This window comes from Desulfuromonas acetexigens, assembly GCF_900111775.1.
Classification (GTDB): domain Bacteria; phylum Desulfobacterota; class Desulfuromonadia; order Desulfuromonadales; family Trichloromonadaceae; genus Trichloromonas; species Trichloromonas acetexigens.
In genome coordinates this window covers 315,982-341,219 of record NZ_FOJJ01000001.1, presented here as the reverse complement: position 1 = coordinate 341,219, position 25,238 = coordinate 315,982, and the positions used below count along the sequence as shown (strand labels likewise).

Annotated in this window: 24 protein-coding genes and 1 tRNA gene; 20 read left to right on the top strand and 5 right to left on the bottom strand. The window is 58.8% G+C overall.

Annotated features, from left to right (window positions below):
- Positions 1-137 precede the first annotated feature (137 nt).
- Positions 138-2,186, top strand: a complete 2,049-nt coding sequence (locus BQ4888_RS01635; protein WP_092052786.1) for a putative bifunctional diguanylate cyclase/phosphodiesterase — start codon at positions 138-140, stop codon at positions 2,184-2,186.
- Between the two features lie 141 nt (positions 2,187-2,327).
- Here BQ4888_RS01635 and yhbY read toward each other — a convergent pair whose 3' ends face one another.
- Positions 2,328-2,621, bottom strand: coding sequence for a ribosome assembly RNA-binding protein YhbY (gene yhbY / locus BQ4888_RS01630; protein WP_092052784.1), 294 nt, complete (start codon positions 2,619-2,621; stop codon positions 2,328-2,330).
- Between the two features lie 447 nt (positions 2,622-3,068).
- Here yhbY and BQ4888_RS01625 point away from each other — a divergent pair, with 447 nt between their 5' ends.
- Positions 3,069-3,653: an acetate uptake transporter gene (locus tag BQ4888_RS01625; RefSeq protein WP_092052781.1), complete on the top strand. Its 585-nt coding sequence runs from the start codon at positions 3,069-3,071 to the stop codon at positions 3,651-3,653.
- A 67-nt stretch (positions 3,654-3,720) separates the two neighbouring features.
- On the top strand, positions 3,721-4,554 hold the full coding sequence (locus BQ4888_RS01620) for an alpha/beta fold hydrolase (RefSeq protein WP_170232763.1): 834 nt from the start codon (positions 3,721-3,723) through the stop codon (positions 4,552-4,554).
- 100 nt (positions 4,555-4,654) lie between these two features.
- On the opposite strand, the gene BQ4888_RS01615 is transcribed toward BQ4888_RS01620, so the two are convergent.
- Complete coding sequence (locus BQ4888_RS01615; protein ID WP_092052777.1) at positions 4,655-5,284, bottom strand: lysophospholipid acyltransferase family protein; 630 nt, start codon at positions 5,282-5,284, stop codon at positions 4,655-4,657.
- A gap of 134 nt (positions 5,285-5,418) precedes the next feature.
- Between BQ4888_RS01615 and BQ4888_RS01610 the strand changes: the two genes are divergently transcribed.
- Positions 5,419-5,778, top strand: a complete 360-nt coding sequence (locus BQ4888_RS01610) for a VanZ family protein (protein ID WP_092052775.1) — start codon at positions 5,419-5,421, stop codon at positions 5,776-5,778.
- Here the strand turns inward: BQ4888_RS01610 and bioA are convergent.
- The 3 genes from bioA to bioB are packed head-to-tail and all read right to left on the bottom strand — an operon-like array spanning position 5,765 to position 8,815.
- Positions 5,765-7,114: an adenosylmethionine--8-amino-7-oxononanoate transaminase gene (gene bioA, locus BQ4888_RS01605; protein ID WP_092053439.1), complete on the bottom strand. Its 1,350-nt coding sequence runs from the start codon at positions 7,112-7,114 to the stop codon at positions 5,765-5,767. The genes BQ4888_RS01610 and bioA overlap by 14 nt on opposite strands.
- 2 nt (positions 7,115-7,116) lie before the next feature.
- On the bottom strand, positions 7,117-7,842 hold the full coding sequence (gene bioD / locus BQ4888_RS01600) for a dethiobiotin synthase (RefSeq protein WP_170232762.1): 726 nt from the start codon (positions 7,840-7,842) through the stop codon (positions 7,117-7,119).
- Entirely contained in the window at positions 7,823-8,815 is a 993-nt protein-coding gene (gene bioB / locus BQ4888_RS01595; protein ID WP_092052771.1) for a biotin synthase BioB, read from the bottom strand. The genes bioD and bioB overlap by 20 nt, the downstream gene beginning before the upstream one ends.
- A 190-nt stretch (positions 8,816-9,005) precedes the next feature.
- On the opposite strand from bioB, the gene BQ4888_RS01590 reads away from it, so the two are divergent.
- The 16 genes from BQ4888_RS01590 to argS all read left to right on the top strand — a co-directional run bounded on the left by BQ4888_RS01590 (position 9,006) and on the right by argS (position 24,985).
- Positions 9,006-9,572 carry a helix-turn-helix domain-containing protein gene (locus tag BQ4888_RS01590; protein WP_092052769.1) on the top strand — a complete coding sequence of 189 codons (567 nt, stop codon included), beginning with the start codon at positions 9,006-9,008 and terminating at the stop codon, positions 9,570-9,572.
- Between the two features lie 40 nt (positions 9,573-9,612).
- Positions 9,613-10,179 carry a helix-turn-helix domain-containing protein gene (locus tag BQ4888_RS01585; protein WP_092052767.1) on the top strand — a complete coding sequence of 189 codons (567 nt, stop codon included), beginning with the start codon at positions 9,613-9,615 and terminating at the stop codon, positions 10,177-10,179.
- Positions 10,180-10,198: 19 nt separating this feature from the next.
- Entirely contained in the window at positions 10,199-11,455 is a 1,257-nt protein-coding gene (locus tag BQ4888_RS01580) for a tetratricopeptide repeat protein (RefSeq protein WP_092052764.1), read from the top strand.
- 130 nt (positions 11,456-11,585) lie between these two features.
- Positions 11,586-11,864, top strand: coding sequence for an integration host factor subunit beta (locus BQ4888_RS01575; RefSeq protein ID WP_092052762.1), 279 nt, complete (start codon positions 11,586-11,588; stop codon positions 11,862-11,864).
- Positions 11,865-12,034: 170 nt separating this feature from the next.
- Positions 12,035-13,489: an OmpA family protein gene (locus tag BQ4888_RS01570; protein ID WP_092052760.1), complete on the top strand. Its 1,455-nt coding sequence runs from the start codon at positions 12,035-12,037 to the stop codon at positions 13,487-13,489.
- 48 nt (positions 13,490-13,537) lie between these two features.
- Entirely contained in the window at positions 13,538-14,017 is a 480-nt protein-coding gene (locus tag BQ4888_RS01565) for a cyclic nucleotide-binding domain-containing protein (protein WP_092052758.1), read from the top strand.
- Between the two features lie 26 nt (positions 14,018-14,043).
- Positions 14,044-14,688, top strand: a complete 645-nt coding sequence (locus BQ4888_RS01560) for a hypothetical protein (RefSeq protein WP_092052756.1) — start codon at positions 14,044-14,046, stop codon at positions 14,686-14,688.
- A gap of 128 nt (positions 14,689-14,816) precedes the next feature.
- Positions 14,817-16,508: a Na/Pi cotransporter family protein gene (locus BQ4888_RS01555; protein WP_092052753.1), complete on the top strand. Its 1,692-nt coding sequence runs from the start codon at positions 14,817-14,819 to the stop codon at positions 16,506-16,508.
- Positions 16,509-17,414 carry a Ppx/GppA phosphatase family protein gene (locus BQ4888_RS01550; RefSeq protein WP_092052751.1) on the top strand — a complete coding sequence of 302 codons (906 nt, stop codon included), beginning with the start codon at positions 16,509-16,511 and terminating at the stop codon, positions 17,412-17,414. It begins immediately after the preceding gene.
- A gap of 60 nt (positions 17,415-17,474) precedes the next feature.
- Positions 17,475-19,244, top strand: coding sequence for an indolepyruvate ferredoxin oxidoreductase subunit alpha (gene iorA, locus BQ4888_RS01545; protein WP_092052749.1), 1,770 nt, complete (start codon positions 17,475-17,477; stop codon positions 19,242-19,244).
- Positions 19,234-19,812 carry an indolepyruvate oxidoreductase subunit beta gene (locus BQ4888_RS01540; RefSeq protein ID WP_092052747.1) on the top strand — a complete coding sequence of 193 codons (579 nt, stop codon included), beginning with the start codon at positions 19,234-19,236 and terminating at the stop codon, positions 19,810-19,812. Before iorA ends, BQ4888_RS01540 begins: the two co-directional genes overlap by 11 nt.
- Positions 19,813-19,849: 37 nt before the next feature.
- Complete coding sequence (locus BQ4888_RS01535) at positions 19,850-21,154, top strand: phenylacetate--CoA ligase family protein (RefSeq protein ID WP_092052745.1); 1,305 nt, start codon at positions 19,850-19,852, stop codon at positions 21,152-21,154.
- Between the two features lie 27 nt (positions 21,155-21,181).
- Positions 21,182-21,613, top strand: coding sequence for an ACT domain-containing protein (locus BQ4888_RS01530; protein WP_092052742.1), 432 nt, complete (start codon positions 21,182-21,184; stop codon positions 21,611-21,613).
- A 23-nt stretch (positions 21,614-21,636) separates the two neighbouring features.
- Complete coding sequence (locus BQ4888_RS01525; RefSeq protein ID WP_092052741.1) at positions 21,637-22,977, top strand: phenylacetate--CoA ligase family protein; 1,341 nt, start codon at positions 21,637-21,639, stop codon at positions 22,975-22,977.
- A gap of 103 nt (positions 22,978-23,080) precedes the next feature.
- Positions 23,081-23,157, top strand: a tRNA-Pro gene (locus BQ4888_RS01520).
- Positions 23,158-23,236: 79 nt separating this feature from the next.
- Positions 23,237-24,985: an arginine--tRNA ligase gene (gene argS / locus BQ4888_RS01515; RefSeq protein WP_170232761.1), complete on the top strand. Its 1,749-nt coding sequence runs from the start codon at positions 23,237-23,239 to the stop codon at positions 24,983-24,985.
- Positions 24,986-25,238: the final 253 nt, after the last annotated feature.

Here is a 25,238-nt window from a genome sequence, read left to right as displayed (position 1 = left end):
GATCAAATAAAGTTCCGGGAAAGACTGTATTTTCATTTGGTTAGAACTTAGATAGGGATGGCAGAAATGGATTTCAACCGGAGAGAGACATCCGGTTCAGTCATTTGGCGGAATCCTTATCGCCTTTTGGGGGTTCGATGAAGTTTACCCTTAGCCGCTTACGTCCTTATGGAAGCCCCGGGCTGATCCGGCGGATCGTTGCGGTCTATGTCGGATTGGGGATCCTCTGGATTTTAAGCTCAAACTATTTGCCCCGTTTTTTCTACGAGGATTCGACGCAGCAGGCCCGCCTGGAAATCGTCTTCGACATTCTTCTGGTCATTCTCAGTAGCTTCGCCCTGGCTTGGTTTGTCGGCCGCTTTTTCCGCGCGCTCAACGCCCAGCAGGATGAGTTCTACCGCATGATCCGGGATGTCGGTTCGGCTCGCGGCAGCGACTTTTTTGCCACGCTGGTTCGCAGTCTGAGTGAAATAGCCGGTGCTGATTATGCTTTCGTCGCTCGTTTCAGCGATGAAAGCGAACGGCGAGTGCGCACGGTCGCGGCCTTCGGCCATGGCCAGCTACTGGAAAATTTTGAATTCGAACTCGAAGGGACTCCCTGCGGTATCGCCGTCAAGCAGGGGCGCGAGCTGGTTGTCGATCAGCTTCGGCAGTTTTTCCCCATGGATCATCTCGCCGAGCAGTTGGATGTGGACAGCTACGTCGGCATCGCCCTGACCGACTGTTCCGGCAAGGTGCATGGGGTGATGGCGGTGACCGGCAAGGGACCTCTCCAGAAACAGCGCCTGGCCGAAGCCATGTTGGAGCTCTTCGCTGTGCGGGCGGCGGCCGCTCTGGAAGGGATGCTCAGCCGCGAAGCCGTCGATTATCTCTCCCTCTATGATTCCCTCACCGGACTGCCCAACCGGCGCATGTTTGCCGAGCAGTTGGCGCCGATTCTCGTCCAGGCCCGGAAGCACTCGGAGATTCGTGCGGTTCTTTTCCTTGACCTGGACCGTTTCAAGAATATCAACGACAGCCTCGGTCATGCCATCGGCGATCTACTGCTCAAGGCGGTCGCCACCCGCCTGACCCGCAGCCTCCGTCATGGCGACCTGATCGCCCGTCTCGGCGGCGACGAATTCATGATTCTGCTGCAGGGGCTCACGAACAAGCAAGATGCCGCCAAGATCGCGGTCAAGGTGCTCGACTCCCTCCGCCCGCCCTTCAAGATCCAGGGGCACGACCTGCATGTCGCTTCCAGCATCGGCATCGCCATTTCTCCTGAGGATGGCGACGATGTCGATACCTTGCTGAAAAATGCCGATACCGCCATGAACCGCGCCAAGGAGATGGGACGCAACAACTATCAATTCTTCGCAGTGGAGATGAGCGATGTTTCCATTACCCGCTTGGGTCTGGAGAACGATCTGCGCAAAGCGCTGGAGAGGCAGGAACTGGTTCTTTACTACCAGCCGCAGTATTTTATGGATTCGGAGCGGATTAACGGGGTCGAGGCGCTACTGCGTTGGAATCATCCCAAACGGGGAATGATTCCCCCGGGAGATTTCATCCCCATGGCGGAGGAAACGGGGCTGATCGTGCCGATCGGCAGCTGGGTGTTGCGCACCGCCTGCGAACAGTGCATGGCCTGGCAGCATGCCGGACTGGCACCGATCCGCGTGGCCGTGAATCTTTCCGCCCGCCAGTTTCATCAGCAGGATCTCCCCGATGTGGTCGCGGGCATTCTGCAGGAGACGGGGATCGATCCGGAATGCCTCGAACTGGAAATCACCGAGAGCATTCTCATGCAGAATATGGAAACGACCGTCGATCAGCTGGTGCGGCTGATGTCTCTGGGGGTGAAGATCTCCATCGACGATTTCGGTACCGGCTATTCTTCCCTCAACTACCTCAAGCGCTTCCCGCTGCACGCCCTGAAAATCGACCGTTCTTTCGTCAAGGATATCGGCGAGGATTCAGACGACACCTCCATCGTCAGCGCGGTCATCGCCCTGGCCCATACGTTGAGTCTCGAGGTGGTGGCCGAAGGGGTAGAGACGGAGGCGCAGCGTCAGTTCTTGCGTGACCAGAACTGCGACCGCTATCAAGGATTTCTGATGAGTCGCCCGGTACCGGCAGAACGCATCCGCGAGATGCTGGTGGAACGCAGCGCGGCGGACTGCGAAGTGGCGGCAAACGTTTAGGCCGCTGAATAAACACATCGTCGGGCAGCCGACCGTGGCTGCCCGACTCATTTCTTCCTAGGACGAGGGCTGGCACCGAGGCCTGCTCCTCCAGCGTTTTCACGAAGGTTTTTTCGGTTTATCCTCTGTCCCCTTGTGCAATCAAGGAAGTTCGATCTTCCGTTCTTCCGCTGGGCGATAAAGCAGGATTGTTCGTCCAAGAACCTGCACCACCGCCGCGCCACTCTCTTTCGCCAGCAGGGCCGCAACCTCCTTGCGGTCCATCACACACCCCTCCTGAACCCTTACCTTAATCAATTCATGCACCGTCAGGGCTTCGTCCAGGGAAGTCAAAAGGGCGGGAGTGACTTCTTCCTTGCCGACCATCACCACCGGATTGAGGTGATGACCCAGGCCCTTGAGGAAACGTCCTTGCTTGCCGGTCAGTTTTGTCATCGGCGTATTCCTTTCTTTGCTTAAAGCATGATGTCTTTTGGAAAGCATCAAATGGTGGCGCATTATACGTGAACGACCGCTTCGCGCAATCCTTTTGCCGGTGGAACACTTTCGCATAAATGCAAAATATATAAAGCTGTTTTGATTTTTTTGAGAGAAAGCCCAAAGGCACTTGCAAGTAACCGTCATCTTTATGGAAAAGTTATTTTTCCGTTTTATTCAGAGACTCCTGGGAGCCGATAGGGTGTGTTTTGCGTTATCTGGTTCGCATTCGTGCAAAATCCATTCGTCTGTAAAATCTCTCTTTTATGGTTTTTGCCGTTTGTAATATCCCGATAATACTAAGAAATAAAAAAATTAGAAAATAACTAAAACAATGGTATACGAATTGCTCTTAAAAAAGACGACAGACAGCCAATCATATTCGTCCGCCCCTTGGAGGTCCCCATGCTCAATACATCCCATCTCAGTCGTACCGATCTGATTTCCGTCACCGAGTCCAACATCACCTCTTCCGGCCTTTTCGGTTTCGGTCTCTGCGCCATCCTCGTCAATCTTTTTTCCGCCGGCCTCTTTCCCGTCGCGCCGGTGATCCTGGCGATGGGGGTAGGGTACGGCGGTCTCTCGCAGATCGTCGTCGGCCTGATGGAATGGCAAAAGCAGAATGTCTTCGGCGCGATTACTTTTGTCTCTTTCGGCCTTTTCTGGCTCTCCCTCGTCGGTTTGCTGGTGTTGCCCGAAGCCGGTCTCGGTACCCTGCCGCAAGGGGTGGTTCTCTCGGCCTATCTCCTCTTCTGGGGAGCTTTTTCCGGCCTGTTGCTGGCAAGTGCGGTCAAGGTCAGCCGGTTAGTGCGCGGGATGTTCTTTCTCCTCCTTGGCTACTTCGGTCTTTACTTCCTGGGCGAAGTGACCGCAACTCCGGCGCTGAGTCGTCTAGCCAACCTTTCCGGTCTGGCCAGTGGCTTTGCCGCCCTGGCAGCCGGCGCCGAACTTATCATTCGGCAGATCATTGAGCGCTCCACCAGCCGCTAGGCGGAGGAGCCAATCGAATTTAGTCTTGATCCTGTCCCCATCAAATAGCATGCAAAGGAGATCGCCCATGCAGGCAACCATCCACGGAATTTCCCTGGCCTATGACGATTTCGGCGCGGGTCCGGCGGTTGTATTGGTTCACGGATTCCCCCTTGACCGGCGCATGTGGCAGCCGCAGACGGCGGAACTGGTTCGGTCCGGTTATCGAGTGATCGTTCCCGATCTCCGCGGCTTCGGTGAAAGCCAGGTGCCGGCCAAAGGCTGGACCTTGGGCCATCTGGCCGCCGATCTGGTTGCCCTCCTCGGTTATCTGGGGATTGGTCGCGCGGCCTTCTGCGGTTTCGGCATGGGCGGTTCGATTCTGCTGCAACTTCTGGAGAAGCATCCCGACAAGGTCGCCGGCGCCTGCTTCGTGTCGAGTCGCGTCCGCACAGACGACATCCTCGAAAAGGTTCGTCGTTCGGAGCTCGTGGATAAGCTCGCGGCGGGGAACCGGGAGGAGGTTCTGGCGGTGCTGTCTTCAGAGCTGCTGGGAGAGGGGGGCGGAACGCGCCGACCCGAACTAGCCGCCACCCTGCGGGAGTGGCTGGAACTGGTCGATACCCGCAGCCTGATCTGGGGTTTGCAGGCGATCCGCGACCGCAAGGATCACAGTTTAGGGATCCGCGAATTTTTCCAGCCGACCCTGGTGATTTCCGGTGATCGCGACACCCTGGTCAACCCGGAGCACGGTGAGCAGCTGGCCAAAGGGGTTCCCCTGGGAATCGGTCTGGAATTTGCCGAAACGGGGCATCTGGTCAATCTTGAACAGCCCGAACAGTTCAACGCCTGCCTCCTTGATTTCCTCGGCGACATCCGCCAAAAGCGCCGCAAGCGGGTCGAACTCAAAGACGTTGCCTGACAAAAAAGCCCTCCGCGAAAGCGGGGGGCTTTTTTACGTCAATTTCGAAGCCGCGAGCCGGTTGCAGAAACGCAGCCGGTGGTGAGTTTTGGCGACGCCATCAGCTTTCCAGCTGTCGGCCGATAGCCTGCATCACCCGTTCGACGATGAGGACGTGGGTTTCCTTGCAGTCCTCCAGTTCGAACAGGTCGGAGAAGTCGAGAGGGGGACCGAACACGACCCGCGCCTTCTGGCCGAAGCCCGGAAATTTCCAGTGATTCAGCCCACTCAGGGCGGTGGGGATGACCTGGGGCCGGACTTCGTAGATGAGCTTGCCGACGCCGCGATTACCGGGGCCGAGTCGGCCGTCCCGGTGGCGGGTGCCTTCGGGGAAGAGCATGACCTTGTCCGTGCGCAGCAGCTCGTTCAAGGTCTTGCCGGCGCGCACATCGCGCCCGCGCTTGACCGGGAAAGCCCCCCAGGAACGGAAGAGCCGACTCCAGAAGGGATGGCGGAAAAGCTCTTCCTTAGCCGGCGCCCAGAGCATCTGCAGGGGATGATGCTTGATGACCGCCCAGGGAAGGAAGACCGTTTCGTATTCGGAAATATGGTTCGAAGCCAGAAGAACGCCGCCGGAGGCGGGAATATGCTCACCGCCGACAATCTCAAAACGGTTTAAAAATGACGCGTAAATACCTATGATATAAGCGGAAAAAGTTACCCAGATACGTCTTGCCAGGGAAGTCTTCACCTCGCCCTCCATCCTTCTTCGTAAAAATTTGATCGTTACTGCGCCGCTATCCTTTGGCCTTCCGGCCGAATTTTGTTGTATATACCACCGGTCCGCATAAACAACAACCCCGCGCAACTGCTACGGAGTTCCCCTTGCCCTGGATTGCCCTCGCCACCCTGACGGCGCTTTTGTCCTGGTTGTCTCTGACCCCGGCCCCGCCGAAGATCGACCATGAACTTCTCGGTTGGGACAAGTTTCAGCATGCCCTGGCCTATGCCTTTTTGACCCTGGCGGCAGGTCGTGCCTTTCGCCGCCTTCCCATTCAGTCAAATACCGCCTGGATGACGGCGGCGGTTTACGCAGCACTGGTCGGCGGCGGGCTGGAGGTTCTGCAAGGGCTTTCCCGCACCGGCCGCTTCGCCGACTGGGCCGACCTGGTGGCGGATCTGCTCGGCATCCTGGCGGTATTGATCCTTGTGAGCTTCAGGCGCTTTCGATCTAGTCGGCCGTGACCTCGACAATCGCCTCATAAGCAATATCGACCAGCCGGCTCAGATCCGCTTTTTCAATAGTTAAGGGCGGCATGAAGTAGACGACATTCCCTAAGGGGCGCAGGAGCGCTCCCTTTTCCAGCGCCTTACGATAAACGGCGTAGCCGCGCCGTTCCTGCCAGGGGTAGGGGGTTTTCCCCACCTTGTCCCGCACCAGTTCGATGGCGCCAACCAGCCCCAGTTGCCGGAACTCGCCGACCTGGGGGAGGGCTTCGAAGCGGTGCTTTTGGCTCGCCAGAATCGCCATCTTCGGCACCATTTTCTCCAGAATCTTTTCCTCCGTAAAAATATTCAGAACTTCGCAGGCCAGGGCGCAGGCCAGGGGATTGCCCGAATAGCTGTGGGAGTGAAGAAAGGCCTTGAGGGTCGCGTAGTCGTCATAAAAGGCGTCGTACATTTCCTGGCGGGTCAGAACCACGGAAAGGGGCATGTAGCCGCCGGTGATCCCCTTGGAAAGACAGAGCAGATCAGGACTCACCCCGGCGTGTTCGTTGGCGAAGAGGCGCCCGGTGCGGCCGAAGCCGACGGCGATTTCGTCGGCGATGTAATGAATCCGCCAACGGTCGCAGAGTTCTCGAAGCTTTTTCAGATAAATCGGCGGATAGATGCGCATCCCCGCCGCGCACTGGATGAGCGGTTCGATGATGACGGCGGCGATCTGCCGATGATGCTCGGCGACCACTTCCTCCATGGCGGCGAAGCACTCGGCGTTACAGCTTTCGCGCTCGCAACCGTAGGGGCAGCGGAAGCAGTCGGGACCTTGAACCTGAAAACCGTCGAGGAGGAGCGGCTGGTAGATGTCTTTGTAAAGACCGCAGCCACCGACAGAGAGGGCGCCGAGGGTTTCACCGTGATAAGCCTCGGTGATGGAAACGAACCGGGTCTTCTCCCCCTGTCCCGTCTGCCGCCAATACTGGAAGCTCATCTTCAGCGCGGCTTCCACCGCGGCAGAACCGTTGTCGGTGAAAAAGACCTTTTCCAGCCCCGGTGGCGCCAGTTCGCAGAGGCGGGCAGCAAGGGTCGCGGCCGGCTCATGGGTGAACCCGGCGAAGATATGATGAGCGACCTTGCCCGCCTGTTTGCTGAGGGCACGGTTGAGCCGGGGATGGTTGTGGCCGAAGAGATTTACCCACCAACTGGAAACCCCGTCGATATAGCCCTTGCCGTCAAAATCGTAGAGATAGGCGCCGTCCCCCCGGGCGATGGGGATCGGCGGCAGGGCTTCGTGATCCTTTTCCTGTGTGCAGGGATGCCAGACGTGGCGCCGGTCAAGACGGAGGATTTCTTCTTTGGTCATCATCAGACGTCGAGCCCGGAAAAAAGCCAGTGCAGGGTCGGCACCCGTTCCAACTGGTCGGCCAGGGCTTGGGCCTGCTCCCGGGGCGTTCCCGGCACCTGCCCGAGAACCGCGAGCAGGTCGCCGGAGGCGACCTCGACCAGGGCGTTGGGCGCCTGGGCCTCGGCTTCGCTGGGGGTTTGCGGCATATTGTTGACGATGTAGCCGGCCAGGGGAATGTCGTTGCTGCGGGCGGCATGCATGGTCAGCAGGGTATGGTTGATGGTGCCGAGGGTCGGGCGGCAGACCGTCAGCAGGGGATGGCCGAGGGCCTTGACCAGATCGAGCAGCAACACCGCCCCGGAGAGGGGGACCATGAGGCCGCCGGCCCCTTCGATGAGCAGATAGCCGTGGCGCTCGGAGAGGGTCTGGGCCGCTTCGAGCAGATCGCCGAAAATGATGCGCTTCCCCTCTTTTTCCGCCGCCAGGGAGGGGGCCAGCGGCGCCCGCAGACGGTAGGGACAGATCAGGTCGATCTCGTCGCCGCTGTCGGCGGCCCATTGCAGCAGTTGTCCGTCAGCGCCCAAGCCGGAAGGATCCTCCACGCCCGTCTCCACCGGTTTCATTACCCCCACGTCATAGCCCCGCCGGCGCAAAAAGAGCGCCAGGGCGGCGGTCACCAGGGTCTTGCCGACGCCGGTATCGGTGCCGGTAACGAAGAGGCCTTTCTTAGTTCGTGTCACGCTCATCGAATTCCATCTCCAGATCGCGGAACATGCGCAAGTCATCCTCCAGCTTGCGTCCGCTGGTCGTCAAATAGTTACCGATCATGACGCCGTCGGCGCCAGCCATAAAAATCCAGGATTGCAGATCGCGCAGGTTGTGCTCCCGTCCGCCGCAGACGCGGAGCGATGTCTTAGGTAGCAGATAGCGGAAGAGGGCGATAGCCCGCAGGCAATCGAGGGGAGTCAGGAAGGAACTCCCCGCCAGCGGTGTGCCGGCGATCGGGTTGAGAAAATTCAGCGGCACCGAATCGACCTCCAACTCGCGCAGGGTCAGGGCCAGTTCCAGCCGCTGCTCCGGCGTTTCCCCGAGCCCGAGAATCCCTCCGCAGCATACGCGCAGGCCCGCCGCCTTGGCAACCCTGACCGTGGCGATGTCCTCCTCGTAGTCATGGGTGGTACAGATCTGCGGAAAGAAGGAGCGGGCGGTTTCCAGATTATGATGATAGGTGACGCAGCCCGCTTCAGAGAGGGCGGTGGCCGTCTCCTTATCTAGTATGCCGAGGGAGGCGGAAGGGTGGATCGCGGTCGTCGCCCGGATCTCGCGGATCGTCGCAAGCAATTCGTCGAATTCACGACCGGGCGTCACACGGCTGCCGCTGGTGACGATGCCGAAGCAGTGCGCGCCGACAGCGTCAGCTTTTCGCGCCTCTGCCACGATCTCCCGGGAGCTTTTCAGGGGATAGACCGGCGCTTCGGTCTGATGATGGGAAGACTGAGCGCAAAAGGCGCAGTTTTCGGCACAGCGTCCCGATTTGGCGTTGACGATGGCGCAGGAATGCACCTTGTTTCCGAAATTATGTTCACGCAGCAGTTGCGCTCCGGCGAGGATAAAACCGAGGTTTGCTCCTTGCGCGGTGAGGATTCCGAGGGCTTCCTCGCGGGTGAGGGTTTCCTCCCGCAGGGCCTTGTCGAGTATCTTACGATGGCTGGGTTCCATATCCACTCCTTTAAATTAGGTCGTGATTATAGGCATCTTGATGATCCTGTCAACCACTTCCAACAATCTGGTTCACAACTGATTTCTAACCTGGACCCAAAATATGGAATAAATTTCCCCTATTCGTATTGACAGCATCTTTTGACGATGATAAAACGCTATTCTATTTAACCGTCGATGGGGGCTTTTCATGGTCAAGAAAATGATCGGCAAGAAACTCAAATCCACCCGTTTAAAAAACGAGATGACGATCCAGGACTTGGCGGACCGCTCCCGCGTCTCCTCCAATATGATTTCCCGGATCGAGCGCGGCCTGACCGTTCCTTCCGTCGAAATCCTGATGAAATTGGCCAACGCCTTCGGCATGAGCATCAACTATTTTGTCGAGGAAGCGGAGAAAGGATCAACCGTCGTTTTTACCAAAGCTGGGCAGGGGGAGCCGATCTTTTTCTTTGAGGACAAGCATCAGATCACCAGCCTCACCCAGGGTATCCGCGACCCCAATTTCGCGGTTTTCTATGATGCCCTGGAGAAAGATTGCAGTAGCGGCGAGGGGGGGATGATTCACACCGGGGAAGAGTTCGCCCTGGTCCTCGAAGGGCGCATGCAATTTATGATCAACGGCGACACTTACGTGCTGGAAAAGGGGGATTCCCTGGTTTTCAAGGCCTCTTTGCCCCATACCTGGAAAAACCTCCACGACGGCCAGACGATCGTGATGTGGGTGGTTTCTCCGGCCCCGAACCTGGCGCAATGATCCGTCGCTCGATAAAGGCCGTCCCCAGAAGGAATACGCCATGAAAATCAAAAAGATCGTTGGGAAAAAGCTGAAGAATATCCGCCTCAAACGGGATCTCACCATTCAGGAGTTGGCCGATCGTTCCAAGGTGTCGTCGAATATGATTTCACGTATCGAGCGGGGGTTGACGATCCCCTCGGTAGAGATCCTGATGAAACTGGCGGCGGTTTTCGACAAAAGCATCAACTACTTCGTCGAAGAGGTCACGACCACTAACGAAATCGTCTACACCTCGCCGGGGAATCGGGATCAGACGGTTTACGATGACGAGCACAACATGCATACCGAGTCTTTCACCTCGGGCTTGCGCGACCCGCAATTCATGTCTTTTTTCTGCACGGTAAAAAAAGGTGGGACAAGTGGCGTCCAGAAAATGTATCATCCGGGCGATGAACTGATCTACATCCTGGAAGGCACCCTGGAAATCACCATCGCCGGGGAGCGCTATCTGCTACGTCCGGGGGACAGCATCTCCTTTAAATCCCATTTGCCTCACCGTTGGGACAATGTCGGTGAGCAGGACGCCAAGGTCATCTGGACCCTCTCTCCCTTCACCACGATCTAATCATTGAAAGGCCCCGTTCATGGGCTTGCTGAGCCGTTTTTTTGCCCCCAAGGATCCGTTGGAACATCTTCGCCGCCTGGCCCGTGAAGAACGCTGGGCCGATCTTCTCCGTCAGGGAGAAGAGCCCGTGGAGGGGCTGGCCCCTGATGCCCGGGCCGAGTGGCTGTCTCTGTTGACTGAGGCCGGGGATCGCCTGGCGGAACTCAATCTCGCGGAAGGGGAGGCCTGCCTCCAGATCGACGACCGGGAACGGGCTTTGGAACATTTTCAACTGGCCGCTGAACAGGGTCGGTCCCCCGCTTTATGCGAAACCGCGCAAAAACGCCTTACTGATCTTTCCGCTCCCACTGTTGTGAATCCTCACGCAAAAGCGAATGCTTCATCCTGTTGTGCCTCAGGCTGCGCCTCTACGGCTTCGTCTTCGGCCGAAGAGGCCGATATGCCCGATCCGGAAACGCGACTGGAGCTGGTACTAAGCAACTATCCCGCGGATTTGGCTGAACGTTACTGGCATACCGGCGCAGACTTCCGCCAAGCCTTTCTGGCCGCCCACGAAGGGCGCGATGTCGAGGCTTTGGCCGGTTTCGATGCTCTGCCTGGCAGCGAGCGGGATGACCTTTTCCATTTCGAGCGGGGTGCCCTGCGCGCCCGTATGGGGGATGTCGCCGCCGGGCGTCAGGACCTGGAGCAGGCGGTGGTGATGAATCCCGCCCATGCTCTTGCTTTCGAAACCCTGGTGCGCCTCGATTTTCTCGAAAACCGTCCGAAAGAGGCTGAAGCGCGTCTTAATCGCATGCTCTCCGCGAACCTGGTACCGGCCTTCTGCCATGGCTGTCTGGCCCGTCTGCGAGCGGCCGAGGGGAACCTGCCCGCGGCTTTGGCCCATGGCGAGGAAGCCCTGCAGGAAGGTCCGGCGGAGCTGGAGGTTCTGCTCCTGGTGGCGCGCCTGTATGAGCAAAATGGACGTTTCGCCGAAGCGGAGGAGCTGTTGAAACGCCTGCCGTCTTCTGGCTGTGGCGGCGCCCCCCATGTTTTGCTTGCCGAGTTCTGGCTGCGGCATGGACAATCCCTGAAAAAAGCCCTGGAATCGTTCCGCGCCGAGGCTTCTCGCGATCCCGCCAACCCCCGTTGGCCGCTGCGCATGGCTCAGGCCTGCGCGGCCCTGGGCCGTCTCGGTGAGGGGCGCCCCTGGCTGGAACGGCTGCCGACGGTGGACGAGCTCGCTTCCGATTTGCGCGAAGAGGCCCGCGAAACCCTGATGCGCTATGGTAAGTAGCTGATAATTCATAAGCTCCTATTGACAGAGGTCGGCCAGAAAGTATATTGTTAAAAACATTGCGGGAACGAAAAAGCTACTATGCAAGGGGAAGAGCGAGTTCGCAGGGTTCATACCTTTAGGAGGCGTCATGAACAAGTCGGAACTGGTGGAAAGCCTGGCCAACAAGAAGAATCTGACCTATAAGAAGGCCGAGGAAATCGTCAATCTCATTTTCGATTCCATGACCCAGGCTCTGGTCGAGGGGGGGCGCATCGAGATTCGCGGTTTCGGCAGCTTTGTGGTCAAGGATTACAAGTCGTACATGGGGCGCAACCCCAAGACCGGCGAAGTGATTCAGGTGATGCCCAAAAAACTACCTTTTTTCAAAGTCGGCAAAGAACTGCGCGAGCGGGTTAACAATTCTTAGAGACGCTTTCTCTCTCTTCCTCCCCATATTGAAAAATGTCCGAACCGGGGCCCAGGCCCCGGTTTTTTCATGATATTGAGGGGAGTACGTTGCATTCTGGGTCCATGAAATGGTATTTTCATCCCTGACCCCATTTTCCTTTTTCCGACGCGCTTCCGATTCGGGACTTCATGAAACGCTGGCCGATCATCCTGCTTTTTTCCTTCCTGCTTATCGGCGGGCCAGTTCGACAGGCCTCGGCCAATCCCACCCAATATGGCGACACCGGCCTTCTGTCGCAACCTTCCGCTGAAACCCTCAACGCCGGCAATATCTGCATCGGACTCTGGGCCAATTGTGCCGCATCCAAAGGGGGAGGGGGGGAAGCCACCATCCTGCCGGCGACCATCACCCTCGGGTTGGGAACCTTCATGGAAGCCTACGGCTCCTTTCCCAATCTGCTCTTCAATGATGACGAACTCGAGAGCGGCCGCGGGTACGCCAATCTCGGCTTCAAACTTCGCGTCCTCGGAAAACGTTCTTCCCCCTTCAAGCTCGCTGTCGATGGCCAGATGCGGCGCCTGGTGACGGACGATCCCGAATACGACGGCCTGACCGATGTTCTCGGGCGGCTGATCGCCAGTTACAAACCGGGGAAGTTCGGGATCCATCTCAACGCGGGTTATCTCACGACCGAATCCCCTCCCGATATCGACTATGACGATCAGTATATTTTCGGCGCCGGCCTTGAATTCCTGCCGGCTTACCGCCTGCGTCTGATTGCCGAGCTCGAAGCCCAGACGGAAAAGTTCAAAGGGGCCGATGCGCCGCTGGAGGCGACCTTGGGCATGCAATATTTTCTGATGCCGCACCTGACCCTCAACTTCGGTGTCGGTCTCGGAATGAGCAATGCCAGTCCGGACTGGCGGGCGCTGGTAGGGCTCAGTGGTTGCCAGGGCGTCGGCAACTTCATCACTCCCATCGAGCGGGTCACCGAAGATGCCCCGGAAAATGGCGGGGACAAGGCTGAGGAACAAGAGAAAAAGATCCGTCTCAAGACCCTGACGCCGTTGCTCTCCCTCGGCGAGCAGGATACGTCCCCCGTTGCCCGGTGGGAGTTGCCGGTGCCCGCCGATGAACCGGAAATCATTGTCGGTCCCGAGGAAAACCTCAAGGTCGAGACCCAACCGGTGCTGGAAGGGTTGGCGGTAGCTTCCTTCGATGCCGGCCAGGTTGCGCCGTCGGCGAGTGAATCCGTCGTCCCGACCCGTGCCGCTGTTTATCGCCAATTCCGTCTGCCCGATACGATTTTCGCTGCCGACCAACGCAGCCTTTCCGACGAGGGGCGGGAAAACCTTGCTCTGCTGGCCGAAGCCTTGCGTGCCGACCGGCAATGGCTGCTGGTGCGGATCGATGCCCATACCGACAACGTCGGGCCCGACCAGTACAACGAGGAACTCTCCCGGCAGCGGGCGGCGACCGTCGCCAGTTATCTGGTGCTGCGTCAGGGGATCGAACCGAAGCGGGTCTTCGTCAAAGGCTTTGGTGAGAGCCTGCCGATTGCCGATAACGCCCTCCCGGAAGGGCGTACCGAAAACCGCCGGATCGAAGTGCGGGTCTTGACCCCTCGGGAGATCGTGGAATGAGTTGGCCCCGCCCTTTTTTGTCGAACCTCTGTCCGGATCGGACTGACCATGAGTGACATCAATCTTTTGCCGCTCAAGGCAAGCGCCCTTTTCGTCGGCATGTCCGAGGCGGAAATCGGGTCCCTGAGCGGCCTCTTTGAAGAGAAGCCGGTTCCGGCGGGTAAGACGGTTTTTATCGAAAACATGCCCGGGGAATCCCTCTACCTGATCCGCGAGGGAACCATCCGCATTTCCAAGATGCTTGCCGAAGGGGACGAGCAGACCCTGGTGGTCCTCGCCGCCGAGGACACTTTCGGCGAGATGGCGGTGCTGGACAGCGCCCCCCGCTCCGCCACCGCCCGGGTGATCGAGGATGCCCGCCTGCTGAGCATCGGCCGGACGCCTTTCGAGCGTTTTTGCGACAGTCACCCGGCCTTGGGGCTGAAGCTGTTGCGGAACCTCAGCCGCATTCTCGCCCGTCGGGTGCGCGAGGAGCATGAGGATTTCCGCGCCCTGCTCAATCTGGCCCTGGGGCGCAAAGAGTCCTGATCCTTAAAGCGAAAAGAGGCCTGCCCATGAAGACCACCGGAGCCTGCTTGCTGGTTGTGCTTGTTGTCTGTCTGAGTGGCTGTGGCGTTACCGTCGTTCCCCGCGCCACCGCGACCGCTCGGGTCGACCTGGCCGACAACTCCATCAGCGAAAGCCGCGACGGCGTCACGGTCAAGGCTCGTCTGCATGACCCGGATTTCGCCCCCGTCCTGAGCGAGGGGAATCTCTCCGCTTTCGAGCTGACCGTCGGCAATCGGACGGGGAAATCCTTGTCCTTGCCCCTTTCCGCGTTTCTGCTGATGGATGATCGCGGAACGCAGTATTCTCCGCTGCCTCCCGAACGCGTTAACGAAATCCTCCGCCGCAATTCTCCTTACCTGCTTCCTTATCCCTACGTCGGCTACTATTATCTGGAAGATATGGAGAAAGCCGCGGCGGCGCGGGGATTCACCAGCTCGCGACCTTATTTCGCCCAGAACCGTCCCGCCGATGCCCTGGTCGGAGCCCTCGACAACCTGGACCTGGTTCCCGATGCGCAGGTGACCGGCCTGGTCTTTTTCACCATCGATCTGACCCGCGTCCGTTCGGTGGAATTACGTGCCTACCTGTCCGAGTCGGCCAAGGACGGAATTGCCGATTTTACGCTCCCCTTTTCCGTTGAAAAAAAGTGATGCCTCCTTTATAGTTCCCCCGCGTTTTTAAAACCCATCCCTTTAATCCTCCTCGACGGCCCGATGAGTCGTACACTGGCGGCCTTCATTTCCGCGTGCCGGTCCGCTCCATTTTAAGGGAGTAATATATGCTGGATATTCTTCTCAATGAGAAACTGATTTTCGGCCTGGTCGGCGGACTGGGCATTTTCCTTTTCGGCATGAAGATCATGTCCGAAGGGTTACAGAAGATCGCCGGCGACCGCATGCGCAAGATTCTCGCGGCTCTGACCAACAACCGGGTCATCGGCACCCTGGTCGGCATCGCCGTGACCGCCATTATCCAATCTTCCAGTGCCACCACGGTCATGGTCGTCGGCTTCGTCAATGCCGGTCTCATGTCCCTGGTCCAGTCCATCGGCGTTATTCTCGGCGCCAATATCGGCACCACCATCACCGCCCAGCTCATCGCCTTCAAAATCACCAAATTCGCCTTACCCGCCATTGGCCTCGGCGCCGGACTCAAGCTCTTTTCCCGCAGTCGTAAATGGATGTACATGGGGGAGGTTCTGCTTGGTTTCGGTTTCCTCTTCTTCGGCCTGCAGATCATGGAACAGGCCTTCAACCCCCTGAAGACGAGCGACGAGTTTCGTGACATTTTTATGCTGGTCGGCGATATGCCCTTGCTGGGTGTCATGATCGGGGCGATTCTGACCATGATCGTGCAGAGCAGCAGTGCCACTTTGGGGATCACCATCGCCCTGGCCAGCGCCGGGCTCATCTCCTTCGAGGCGAGCATCGCTCTGGTTCTGGGGGAAAATATCGGCACCACCATTACCGCCAACCTGGCCGCCATCGGCACCAACCTGGCGGCCAAGCGTACGGCTTTTGCTCATTTTCTTTTCAACTTTCTCGGCGTCGCTTACATGCTGTTGCTGATGCCGTTTTTTCTCTCCTTCGTCAACAGCATCACCCCTGGGGATGCCGATTTTGTCATTCAGACCCAACAGCAGGCCCAGACCCTGGGTGGCGTCATCGGCGACAAACCCTTTATCGCCCGACATATCGCCAATACCCATTCGCTCTTCAATATCATCAACACCATTATCTTTCTGCCCTTGGTCGGTATCCTGGCCAAATTGACCACCTTCATTATCCGTGGCCGGGACGAGGAGATGGAATTTCATCTGAAATACATCGATAACCGTGTCCTCAATACGCCGCCGATCGCCTTGGGGCAAGCCCAGGCCGAAACCCGGCGCATGGGCCAGATCGCCTTGGAAATGCTTGACGAAACCCTGCTCTTTTTAAAGGACGGCAACGACAAGCACATTGCCGTCCTGGAGAAGAAGGAGGACATCGTCGATTTGCTGCAAAAGGAAATCACTGACTTCCTTGTCGCTCTGTCGCAGAAATCGATCACCCAGGACACCTCCCAGGAGATCGCCTCGATGATGCACATGGTCAACGACCTGGAGCGGGTGGGGGATCATTGTGAAAATCTCTGGCGACTGGGTCAGAAAAAAGCCGCCCAGAAGATCTGTTTCTCGGATGTCGGCGAAGCCGAATTGGTGGAGATCGGCGAAAGCACCAAGGGCCTGCTGGAATTCGTTCTGTCCGGATTGGCCAGGGAGGATCAGACCATTTTGGAGAAGGCCCGGCACATGGAAGACAACATCGATTATTTGGAAGAGTCGATGCGCAACAATCACATCGCTCGGCTCAACACCGGAGAATGTGCCGTATTACCCGGTCTGGTCTTCATCGATATGCTGCACAACTTCGAGAAGATCGGCGACCACACCTACAATGTTGCGCAAGCGGTGGTGGGAGAGAAGTAGTTGCTCGGCGCCATCGACATCGGCACCAATACGGTTCGCATGTTGCTGGCCGAAGTCGGACCTGAAGGTCTGGCGCCAGTTCGTTACGAACGCAGCATAACCCGCCTTGGCGGCGGATTTTGCCCCGTGAAGGGTCTGGCTCCCGATGCCCGGGATCGGACCCTTTGCGCGTTGCGCGCCATGAAAGCGTGTCTGGATGCACACAACGTCCCCCGGTTGCGGGCGGTCGGCACTCAGGCCCTGCGTCTGGCGGCGAACGGCGCGGATTTCGTGCACGCCATCCGGCAGGAACTGGGCATCGCCATCGAAATCATCAGCGGCGACGAGGAGGCTCGCCTCAGCGCCCTCGGCGTCCGCGAAGCGCTGCATCCCCGGCCGCCGTCCTCTCTGATTTTCGACATCGGCGGCGGCAGCACCGAGTTTATCCTGCTCGAAGGAGAGGAGCGCCGGTTCGTCCGCAGCTATCCCCTGGGCGTGGTTCGTCTGGCCGAATCGTCAGAGAACCCGGATGAGGTCATCGACGGCATACTTGACCGCCTGGAAGGGGATCTGCGCGAAGCCGGGATCGAACTCGTCGACACCACCGCGCTGGTCGGCACCGCCGGCACCGTCACCACCATCGCCGCCCTCGACCTGGAAATGACCGATTACGATTGGCGGCGAGTGAACAACCACCGGGTTTCCCGGGGACGGGTCGAGGATTTTCTTCACCGCCTGCGGCCCATGTCCGTGGCAGAACGGGAAGCTCTTCCAGGGATGGAAAAAGGGCGCGGCGATCTTATCGTTCCGGGTCTTTCGATCGTCTCCGGTCTTCTTCACAGATTCGACAACCAGGAAATTATCGTCAGTGATTTCGGGCTTTTGGAAGGAATTGTTGTGGATCTGGCGCATGCTTCCGTAAATTGACTTTTCCCCCCCAATTGTCTATATTCGCCTTTCTTCATTACATCCCAACCGAGGAGTTCTATGTCACAGGCTATTCTGTCCGGCAATGAAGCCTTCGCCCGCGGCGCTTTCGAGGCTGGTGTGCGTGTTGCTTCGGCCTATCCCGGCACGCCAAGCACCGAAATTCTGGAAAATATCGCCCAGTACCAGGAAATCGATTCCAGTTGGGCGCCCAACGAGAAAGTCAGTCTTGAAGTCGCCATCGGCGCCAGCTTCGGCGGCGCTCGCACCATGGTGGCGATGAAACATGTCGGCCTCAACGTCGCCGCCGATCCCTTCATGACCATGTCCTACATCGGTGTGCGCGGCGGACTGGTGGTGGTGGTCTGTGACGACCCGGAAATGCACTCGTCGCAGAATGAGCAAGACAGCCGCCATTACGCCCGTCTGGGTAAGGCGCCGATGCTCGAACCGGCCGACAGCGCCGAGGCCCTGGCCTTCACCCGTTTGGCTTTCGAGTTGAGCGAGCAGTTCGACACCCCGGTGCTGCTGCGTTCCAATACCCGCATCTCCCACGGCAAATCGATCGTCGCCCTGGGCGAGCGGGTCACCGGTCTGCCCGAAGCGAAAATCGAGCGTAATCCCGGCAAGTTCGTCATGCTCCCGGGTAACGCCCGCAAGCGTCATCCGGTGGTGGAACAGCGCCTGCTCGATCTGAAAGCCTGGGGTTGCGACCACGAAATCAACCGTATCGAGGAAGGGGAGGGGGAGATCGGCGTCATCACCGCCGGCATCTCCTACCAATACGCCAAGGAAGTGCTGCCCAAGGCGCATATCCTCAAGCTCGGCATGGTCTATCCTCTGCCCGAGCAGTTGATTCGCGACTTTGCCGCCCGCTGCAAGATCCTCTATGTCATCGAGGAGCTCGACCCCTTCATCGAAGAGCAGGTCAAGGCGATGGGGATTGAGGTCAAGGGGAAGGAGATTTTCCCCATCTGTGGCGAATTCTCCCCCAGTCGCGTTGCCGCCGCTTTGGGCATGCCCCAGCCACAGGGGGTCGAGGTAGCGTCGGAACCGCTACCGAATCGGCCGCCGAATATGTGCCCCGGTTGTTCTCATCGTGGGGTCTTTTTTGCGCTGAAACGCCTTGGCGCCTTTGTCACCGGTGATATCGGCTGCTATACCCTGGGCGCGCTGCCGCCCCTGTCGGCCATGGATACCTGCGTCTGCATGGGCGCCGGCATCAGTAACGCCACCGGCGTCGCCAAGGCTCTGGGCGAGGCGGAACGGTCCAAGGTGGTTGGGGTCATGGGCGACTCGACCTTTCTCCATTCGGGCATCACCAGCCTGATGGACATGGCCTACAGCAACACCCCGGCCACGGCCATCATCCTCGACAACCGCATCACCGCCATGACCGGTCGCCAGGACAATCCCGGTTCGGGCCACACCCTCGCCGGAATCGAAGCGATTCCCGTCAACCTCGAGGCGATCTGCCGCGCCGTCGGCATCCGCCATGTCCAGATCGTCGATCCCTACGATCTCGCCCGTACCCAGCAGGTTATCGACGAAGAGATGCGCCGTCCGGAACCGTCGGTGGTCATCGCCCGCCGTTCCTGCATGCTCGACCGCCATGGACGCGGGGTGCGGAGCACGCCGCTTTTCGTCAAGGCGGACGCCTGCACCGCCTGCAAGGCCTGCGTGAGGATCGGCTGTCCTGCCATCGAATGGCAGGCGGGAGAAGAAGGCGGCAAGGGCTGCGCTCATGTCAACCAGGCACTCTGCGTCGGCTGTGGTCTCTGTCGGCAGGTCTGTAAATTCGATGCTTTTGGAGTCGGTCATGAGTCCTGATGTGAAAAATATCCTGTTGGCTGGGGTTGGCGGCCAGGGCACCCTGCTGGCGAGCGAGATCCTTTCCGAAACCCTGATGCTCGCCGGCTTCGATGTGAAAAAAAGCGAAGTTCACGGCATGTCCCAGCGGGGCGGCAGCGTCACTTCCCATGTCCGCTACGGCAAAAAGGTCTACAGCCCGCTGATCCCCGATGGGCAGGTCGACGTGCTCTTCGGTTTCGAGCTGCTCGAAACCTACCGCTATCTTTCCACTCTGCGTCCCGGCGGGGCGGTGGTGGTCAACGATCTGAAAATCATGCCTTCGACCGTGGCCATGGGGACGGAAACCTATCCCGAGGATATCCCCGGGAAGATCCGCGCCATCTGTCCCGAAGCCAAGATCGTCGACGGCCTCGATCTGGCCCTGAAGGCCGGGAACATCCGTACTGTCAACACCGTCCTTCTCGGCGCTCTGTCGCAACGGATGGAGATCGCTGAAGAGCTGTGGCTGGCGGGTTTGCGGAAGATGGTTCCGGAGAGGTTCCTGCAGGAAAATCTCGCGGCGTTCCAGTTGGGGCGTCAGGCCTGATTTCTGGAACGACCGCATTTTGGAAAAAGGGTGTGTCATGATCTGGAACGATGAATTTGAAACCCTTCCCCGGGAAGTCATCGAGTCGCTGCAAGTCAAGCGTCTGCGCCAGACTTTGCAGCGGGTCAACGCTACGGTCCCTTTTTATCGTGAGCAGTTCCGCAAGGCCGGGGTGACGCCGGAGCAGATCAAAAGCCTCGACGATCTGCGCCGTCTGCCGTTTACCCTCAAGCAAGACATGCGCGACAACTACCCCTACGGCCTCTTCGCCGTACCGCTGGAGCAGATCGTGCGCATCCACGCCTCCTCCGGCACCACCGGCAAACCGACGGTGGTCGGCTACACCCGGCGCGACATCGACACCTGGTCCGAGCTCATGGCCCGTTCCTTCGTCGCTGCCGGCGCCCACAAGGGAGACGTCATCCATAACGCTTACGGCTACGGGCTCTTCACCGGCGGTCTCGGCGCCCATTACGGCGCGGAGCGTCTCGGCGCCTCGGTCATTCCCATGTCCGGCGGCAACACCAAGAAACAGCTGATGATCATGCAGGATTTCGGCTCGACGGTGCTGACCTGCACCCCTTCATACAGCCTCTATCTGGCCGAAGTGGCGGCCGAGGAGGGGATCGATTTCAAATCCCTGAAACTGAAAGTCGGGATTTTCGGCGCCGAACCCTGGAGCGAGGAGATCCGCAACGAAATCGAGGCCAAACTCAATATCAAGGCGATCGATATCTACGGACTCTCGGAAATCCTCGGCCCCGGCGTCGCCATCGAGTGCATCGAGGCGCAGAAAGGGCTGCATATCTGGGAGGATCATTTCATCCCCGAGATCATCAACCCCGATACCGGCGAGGTGCTTCCCCATGGCGAACGGGGGGAACTGGTGATTACCACCATCACCAAAGAGGGGATTCCCATGATCCGCTATCGCACCCGCGACATCACCCGGATCATCCCCGAGCCCTGTATCTGCGGCCGCACCCATGTGCGTCTCGAACGGATGAGCGGGCGTAGCGACGACATGCTCATCATCCGCGGGGTCAATGTTTTCCCGTCCCAGATCGAGAGCGTGCTGATCACCATCGAAGGGGTCGAACCCCATTACCAGCTCATCGTCGACCGGGAAGAAAATCTCGATACCCTGGAAGTGCAGGTCGAGGTCAACGAACAATCCTTTTCCGATGAAATCAAGGTTTTGCAAGGCCTTTCCACGCGCATTCAGAAGGAGATCAAGGAAATGCTAGGCGTCACCTGCAAGGTGCGCCTGGTGGAGCCGAAGAGCATCGCCCGCAGCGAGGGCAAGGCCAAACGGGTGATCGACAAGCGCAAGGAACAGTGACCGTTCGCAACCAGTCAAGGGGGTACCATGAAGGTCGAACAGATTTCCATTTTTATAGAAAACAAATCGGGACGGCTGGCGGAAGTCACCCGGGTGCTGGGCGAGGCGGGTGTCAATATCCGCGCCCTGTCCCTAGCGGATACTTCGGATTTCGGTATCTTGCGGCTCATCGTTAATAAAACGGATGAAGCCAAGGCGGTGCTGAAAAGCAAAGGTTTCACTGTCAACAAAACCGACGTGGTGGCGGTGGAAGTTCCCGACCGCCCCTTGGGTCTGAACAGCATTCTTGAGATTCTCGACCAGGGTAAGGTGAATGTGGAATACATGTATGCCTTCGTCGAGCGCTGCGGGGAGAATGCCGTGATCATTTTCCGCTTCGACAACACCGATGATGCTATTCAGGTCTTGACCCAGGGCGGCATTACGATTCTCACAGGTGAACGCATCTACAATATGTAGAAAGATTGGATTGTTGATTTCTGATGTCTAGTATCGAAAATAAGCAGCGTGTAGCCCCGGTCGAACGTATCTGGGATCCGACCAACGAATGCATGTCGCGGGAGGAACTGGATAAGCTTCAGTTTGCCCGTCTGCAAGAGACTCTGCGTCGGGTCTGGGAACGGGTTCCCTGTTATCAGGCGAAATTTCGTGAACTCGGCCTGGTCCCCGAAGATATCCGCAGTCTCGCCGATCTCGCCCGACTGCCTTTCACCACCAAGGAAGACCTGCGGCTGAACTATCCTTACGGCATGTTCGCCGTGCCGTTGCGCGAAGTGGTGCGGATTCATTCCTCTTCCGGGACCACCGGCAAGCCGACGGTGGTCGGCTATTCCCGCAACGATCTCGATAACTGGTCGGAACTGGCAGCCCGCTTCATGACCGCCGCCGGTGTCACCCAGGACGACATCGTCCATATCGCCTTTGGCTACGGCCTCTTCACTGGCGCCTTCGGCCTGCACTACGGCGCCGAACGCATTGGCGCCTCGGTCATCCCCATGTCCAGCGGCAATACCGACAAGCAGCTGATGATCATGCAGGATTACCGCTCCAGCGCCCTCGTCTGCACGCCCTCCTACGCCCTGACCATGGCCGAGCGCATGGACAAACTCGGCATCGACCGTTCGCAGCTCTCGTTGCGGGTCGGACTCTTCGGCGCCGAGCCCTGGAGCGAGGAGATGCGCCGCGAGATCGAAAATCGCCTTGGCGTCATCGCCACCGACAACTACGGCCTCTCCGAGGTCATGGGGCCGGGCGTCGCCGGCGAGTGTCAAGAGCGCTGCGGCATGCACGTCTTCGAGGATCACTTCCTGCCCGAGATCATCGATCCGGACAGCGGCGAGGTGCTCCCCCCCGGCTCCGTCGGCGAACTGGTGCTGACCAGCCTCACCAAGGAGGCCTTCCCGGTCATCCGCTACCGCACCCGCGACATCACCTGCCTCGATTACGCCCCCTGCGCCTGCGGCCGCACCCTGGTCCGCATGCGCAAGACGATGGGCCGTAGCGACGATATGCTGATTATCAAAGGCGTCAACGTCTTCCCGACCCAGATCGAAGAGGTGCTCTTCCAGGTTGAAGGCTGCGAGCCCCATTATCAGCTGGTCGTCGACCGGGTCGGCAATGTCGATACCCTGGAAGTGCAGGTCGAAGTCTGCGAGAGCATCTTCTTCGATGAAATGAAGAAACAGCGGGCCTTCGTCGAAATGCTGGAGAAGCGCCTGTTCTCCACGCTCGGGGTCGGCGCCAAGGTCAAGCTGGTCGAGCCGTCGTCCATCACTCGCCACGAGGGGAAGGCCAAACGGGTCCTCGACAAACGTCAGCTCTGATTGCCAACCACCTGACTTTATAGGATAAAATAAAATTCAAGCCGGATGAATTTATCCTTGACATTCCCGGCGCTATCGCCGATAATCCGGCCTCGTTGATTGACGGGGCGTAGCGCAGCCTGGTAGCGCACGTGCATGGGGTGCACGGGGTCGGAGGTTCAAATCCTCTCGCCCCGACCAACGAGAAAAAGGGAGTGACTTGGTCACTCCCTTTTTTTTCGGCGTGGCTCTTAAAAGTCCGCCGAGAAGGATGAAGATCATGAAAGAACAGATTCAGCTCTTGCTGGAAGAAGCCCTCACCGCCCTGAAAGGGAAGGGGCTCCTCCCCACCGACCTCGAACCGGCCATTCAGATCGACCGCACCAAGGACAAGGCCCACGGCGACCTCGCCACCAACCTGGCCATGATCGGCGCCAAGGCCGCGAAAAAAAATCCCCGGCAACTGGCCGCCGAGATTATCGAGCATCTGCCGCCGTCAAAACTGGTGCGCCAGGTCGAGATCGCCGGTCCCGGCTTTATCAACTTCTATCTCAACCCCGATTGGCTGGCCGAGCAGCTGGAAAACGCCCTGGCCGATCCGCGTCTGGCCATACCTCTTGCCGCGCCGCCGCAGACGGTGGTGGTCGATTATTCCTCGCCCAATCTTGCCAAGGAAATGCACGTCGGCCATCTGCGTTCGACCATCATCGGCGATGCCGTCTCCCGCACCCTGGAATTCCTGGGCCACAAGGTCATCCGCCACAACCATGTCGGCGACTGGGGTACCCAGTTCGGCATGCTGCTGGCCCATATGGAGGAACTGCAAGGGGAGGGGAGTGCGATCCGCATGCAGCTCGCCGACCTGGAAAGTTTCTACCGCGAAGCCAAGGGGCGCTTCGATGCTTCCCCCGTCTTCGCCGACCGCGCCCGGCAATTGGTGGTCGAACTCCAATCCGGCGACGCCCACTGCAATCGCCTCTGGCGGGAATTCCTCGACATCTCCCTCTCTCATTGCCAGCAGATTTACGACCGCCTCAACGTCGCCCTGACCCGCGCCGATGTGCGCGGCGAGAGCGCCTACAACGACGACCTGGCCCAGGTGGTCGAGGATCTGACGGCCGCCGGGTTGCTCACCGAGGATCAGGGCGCCCGCTGCGTCTTTCTCGACGAGTTCAAGGGGAAAGATGACGAGCCCCTGCCGATGATCGTGCAGAAGAAGGATGGCGGTTATCTCTACGCCACTACCGACCTGGCGGCCATCCGCTACCGCCTGAGCGTCCTCAAGGCCGACCGGCTGCTCTACTTCGTCGATCACCGCCAGTCCCTCCATTTCCAGCAGCTCTTCGCCGTCGCCCGCCAGGCCGGCTTCGCCGGTCCCGACACCCAACTCGAACACATGGCCTTCGGCACGGTCATGGGCGAGGACGGCAAGCCTTTCAAGACCCGCTCCGGCGGCGTCGCCAAGCTCGCCGATCTGCTCGACGAGGCCGAGGCTCGCGCCTATGAGCTGGTCAAGGCCAAGAATACCGAGATGAGCGAGGAGGAGTTGCGCCACATCGGCCGGGTGGTCGGCATCGCCTCGGTCAAGTACGCCGATCTCTCCAAACACCGCACCAGCGATTATGTTTTCAGCTTCGACCAGATGCTCAGCTTTGAGGGAAACACCGCCCCCTATCTGCTCTACGCCTACACCCGTGTGGCGAGCATATTCCGCCGGGGGGAGATCGACGCCGAGGCTTTGCAGGGGAGCATCCGCCTGGAAGAGGAAGTGGAGAAGGAACTCGCCGGCAAGCTCGCCCAGTTCAGTGAAGTAGTCCAGCGCGTCGCCGAACGCGGCTGGCCGCATCTGCTCTGCGCCTATCTCTACGACCTGTCCGGGATTTTCTCCAGTTTCTACCAGAGCTGTCCGGTCCTCAACTGCGAGGACGCCGCCATCCGCGCCAGCCGCCTGAAACTCGCCCGCCTCACCGCCCGGACGATTCAACAAGGCCTGGCGCTCCTCGGCATTGAAACGCTGGAGCGGATGTGAATTGTCTTGAAAAAGCATTTTTTACAGGGATGAAGGGGATGAAAGGGATAAAACCAGATCCTGTTTATCCCCTTCATCTCTGTATTACTTGCCTGTAAGCGTCCAATCAACTCGGTCGCCGCTTCATCGCCGTATTGTCGCGAACAGCTTTTTTCAGATTTCTCAAGGCGTCCTGACTTTTCCCGTCACGGCGCCTTTTGTTTTTCTTCTTGAACGATTATGATGGGGCAATTTTCCATTGTTCCACTCCCTC

What these genes read in the sequence shown, in the direction of transcription:
- BQ4888_RS01620 (WP_170232763.1), top strand. Translation starts at nt 3,721, where the DNA reads ATGCAGGCAACCATCCACGGAATTTCCCTGGCCTATGACGATTTCGGC.
- BQ4888_RS01635 (WP_092052786.1), top strand. Translation starts at nt 138, where the DNA reads ATGAAGTTTACCCTTAGCCGCTTACGTCCTTATGGAAGCCCCGGGCTG.
- BQ4888_RS01590 (WP_092052769.1), top strand. Translation starts at nt 9,006, where the DNA reads ATGGTCAAGAAAATGATCGGCAAGAAACTCAAATCCACCCGTTTAAAA.
- BQ4888_RS01565 (WP_092052758.1), top strand. Translation starts at nt 13,538, where the DNA reads ATGAGTGACATCAATCTTTTGCCGCTCAAGGCAAGCGCCCTTTTCGTC.
- bioB (WP_092052771.1), bottom strand. Translation starts at nt 8,815, where the DNA reads ATGGAACCCAGCCATCGTAAGATACTCGACAAGGCCCTGCGGGAGGAA.
- bioA (WP_092053439.1), bottom strand. Translation starts at nt 7,114, where the DNA reads ATGACCAAAGAAGAAATCCTCCGTCTTGACCGGCGCCACGTCTGGCAT.
- BQ4888_RS01570 (WP_092052760.1), top strand. Translation starts at nt 12,035, where the DNA reads ATGAAACGCTGGCCGATCATCCTGCTTTTTTCCTTCCTGCTTATCGGC.
- bioD (WP_170232762.1), bottom strand. Translation starts at nt 7,842, where the DNA reads ATGAGCGTGACACGAACTAAGAAAGGCCTCTTCGTTACCGGCACCGAT.
- argS (WP_170232761.1), top strand. Translation starts at nt 23,237, where the DNA reads ATGAAAGAACAGATTCAGCTCTTGCTGGAAGAAGCCCTCACCGCCCTG.
- BQ4888_RS01540 (WP_092052747.1), top strand. Translation starts at nt 19,234, where the DNA reads ATGAGTCCTGATGTGAAAAATATCCTGTTGGCTGGGGTTGGCGGCCAG.
- BQ4888_RS01625 (WP_092052781.1), top strand. Translation starts at nt 3,069, where the DNA reads ATGCTCAATACATCCCATCTCAGTCGTACCGATCTGATTTCCGTCACC.
- BQ4888_RS01560 (WP_092052756.1), top strand. Translation starts at nt 14,044, where the DNA reads ATGAAGACCACCGGAGCCTGCTTGCTGGTTGTGCTTGTTGTCTGTCTG.
- BQ4888_RS01580 (WP_092052764.1), top strand. Translation starts at nt 10,199, where the DNA reads ATGGGCTTGCTGAGCCGTTTTTTTGCCCCCAAGGATCCGTTGGAACAT.
- BQ4888_RS01525 (WP_092052741.1), top strand. Translation starts at nt 21,637, where the DNA reads ATGTCTAGTATCGAAAATAAGCAGCGTGTAGCCCCGGTCGAACGTATC.
- BQ4888_RS01555 (WP_092052753.1), top strand. Translation starts at nt 14,817, where the DNA reads ATGCTGGATATTCTTCTCAATGAGAAACTGATTTTCGGCCTGGTCGGC.
- BQ4888_RS01535 (WP_092052745.1), top strand. Translation starts at nt 19,850, where the DNA reads ATGATCTGGAACGATGAATTTGAAACCCTTCCCCGGGAAGTCATCGAG.
- BQ4888_RS01585 (WP_092052767.1), top strand. Translation starts at nt 9,613, where the DNA reads ATGAAAATCAAAAAGATCGTTGGGAAAAAGCTGAAGAATATCCGCCTC.
- BQ4888_RS01530 (WP_092052742.1), top strand. Translation starts at nt 21,182, where the DNA reads ATGAAGGTCGAACAGATTTCCATTTTTATAGAAAACAAATCGGGACGG.
- BQ4888_RS01575 (WP_092052762.1), top strand. Translation starts at nt 11,586, where the DNA reads ATGAACAAGTCGGAACTGGTGGAAAGCCTGGCCAACAAGAAGAATCTG.
- yhbY (WP_092052784.1), bottom strand. Translation starts at nt 2,621, where the DNA reads ATGACAAAACTGACCGGCAAGCAAGGACGTTTCCTCAAGGGCCTGGGT.
- iorA (WP_092052749.1), top strand. Translation starts at nt 17,475, where the DNA reads ATGTCACAGGCTATTCTGTCCGGCAATGAAGCCTTCGCCCGCGGCGCT.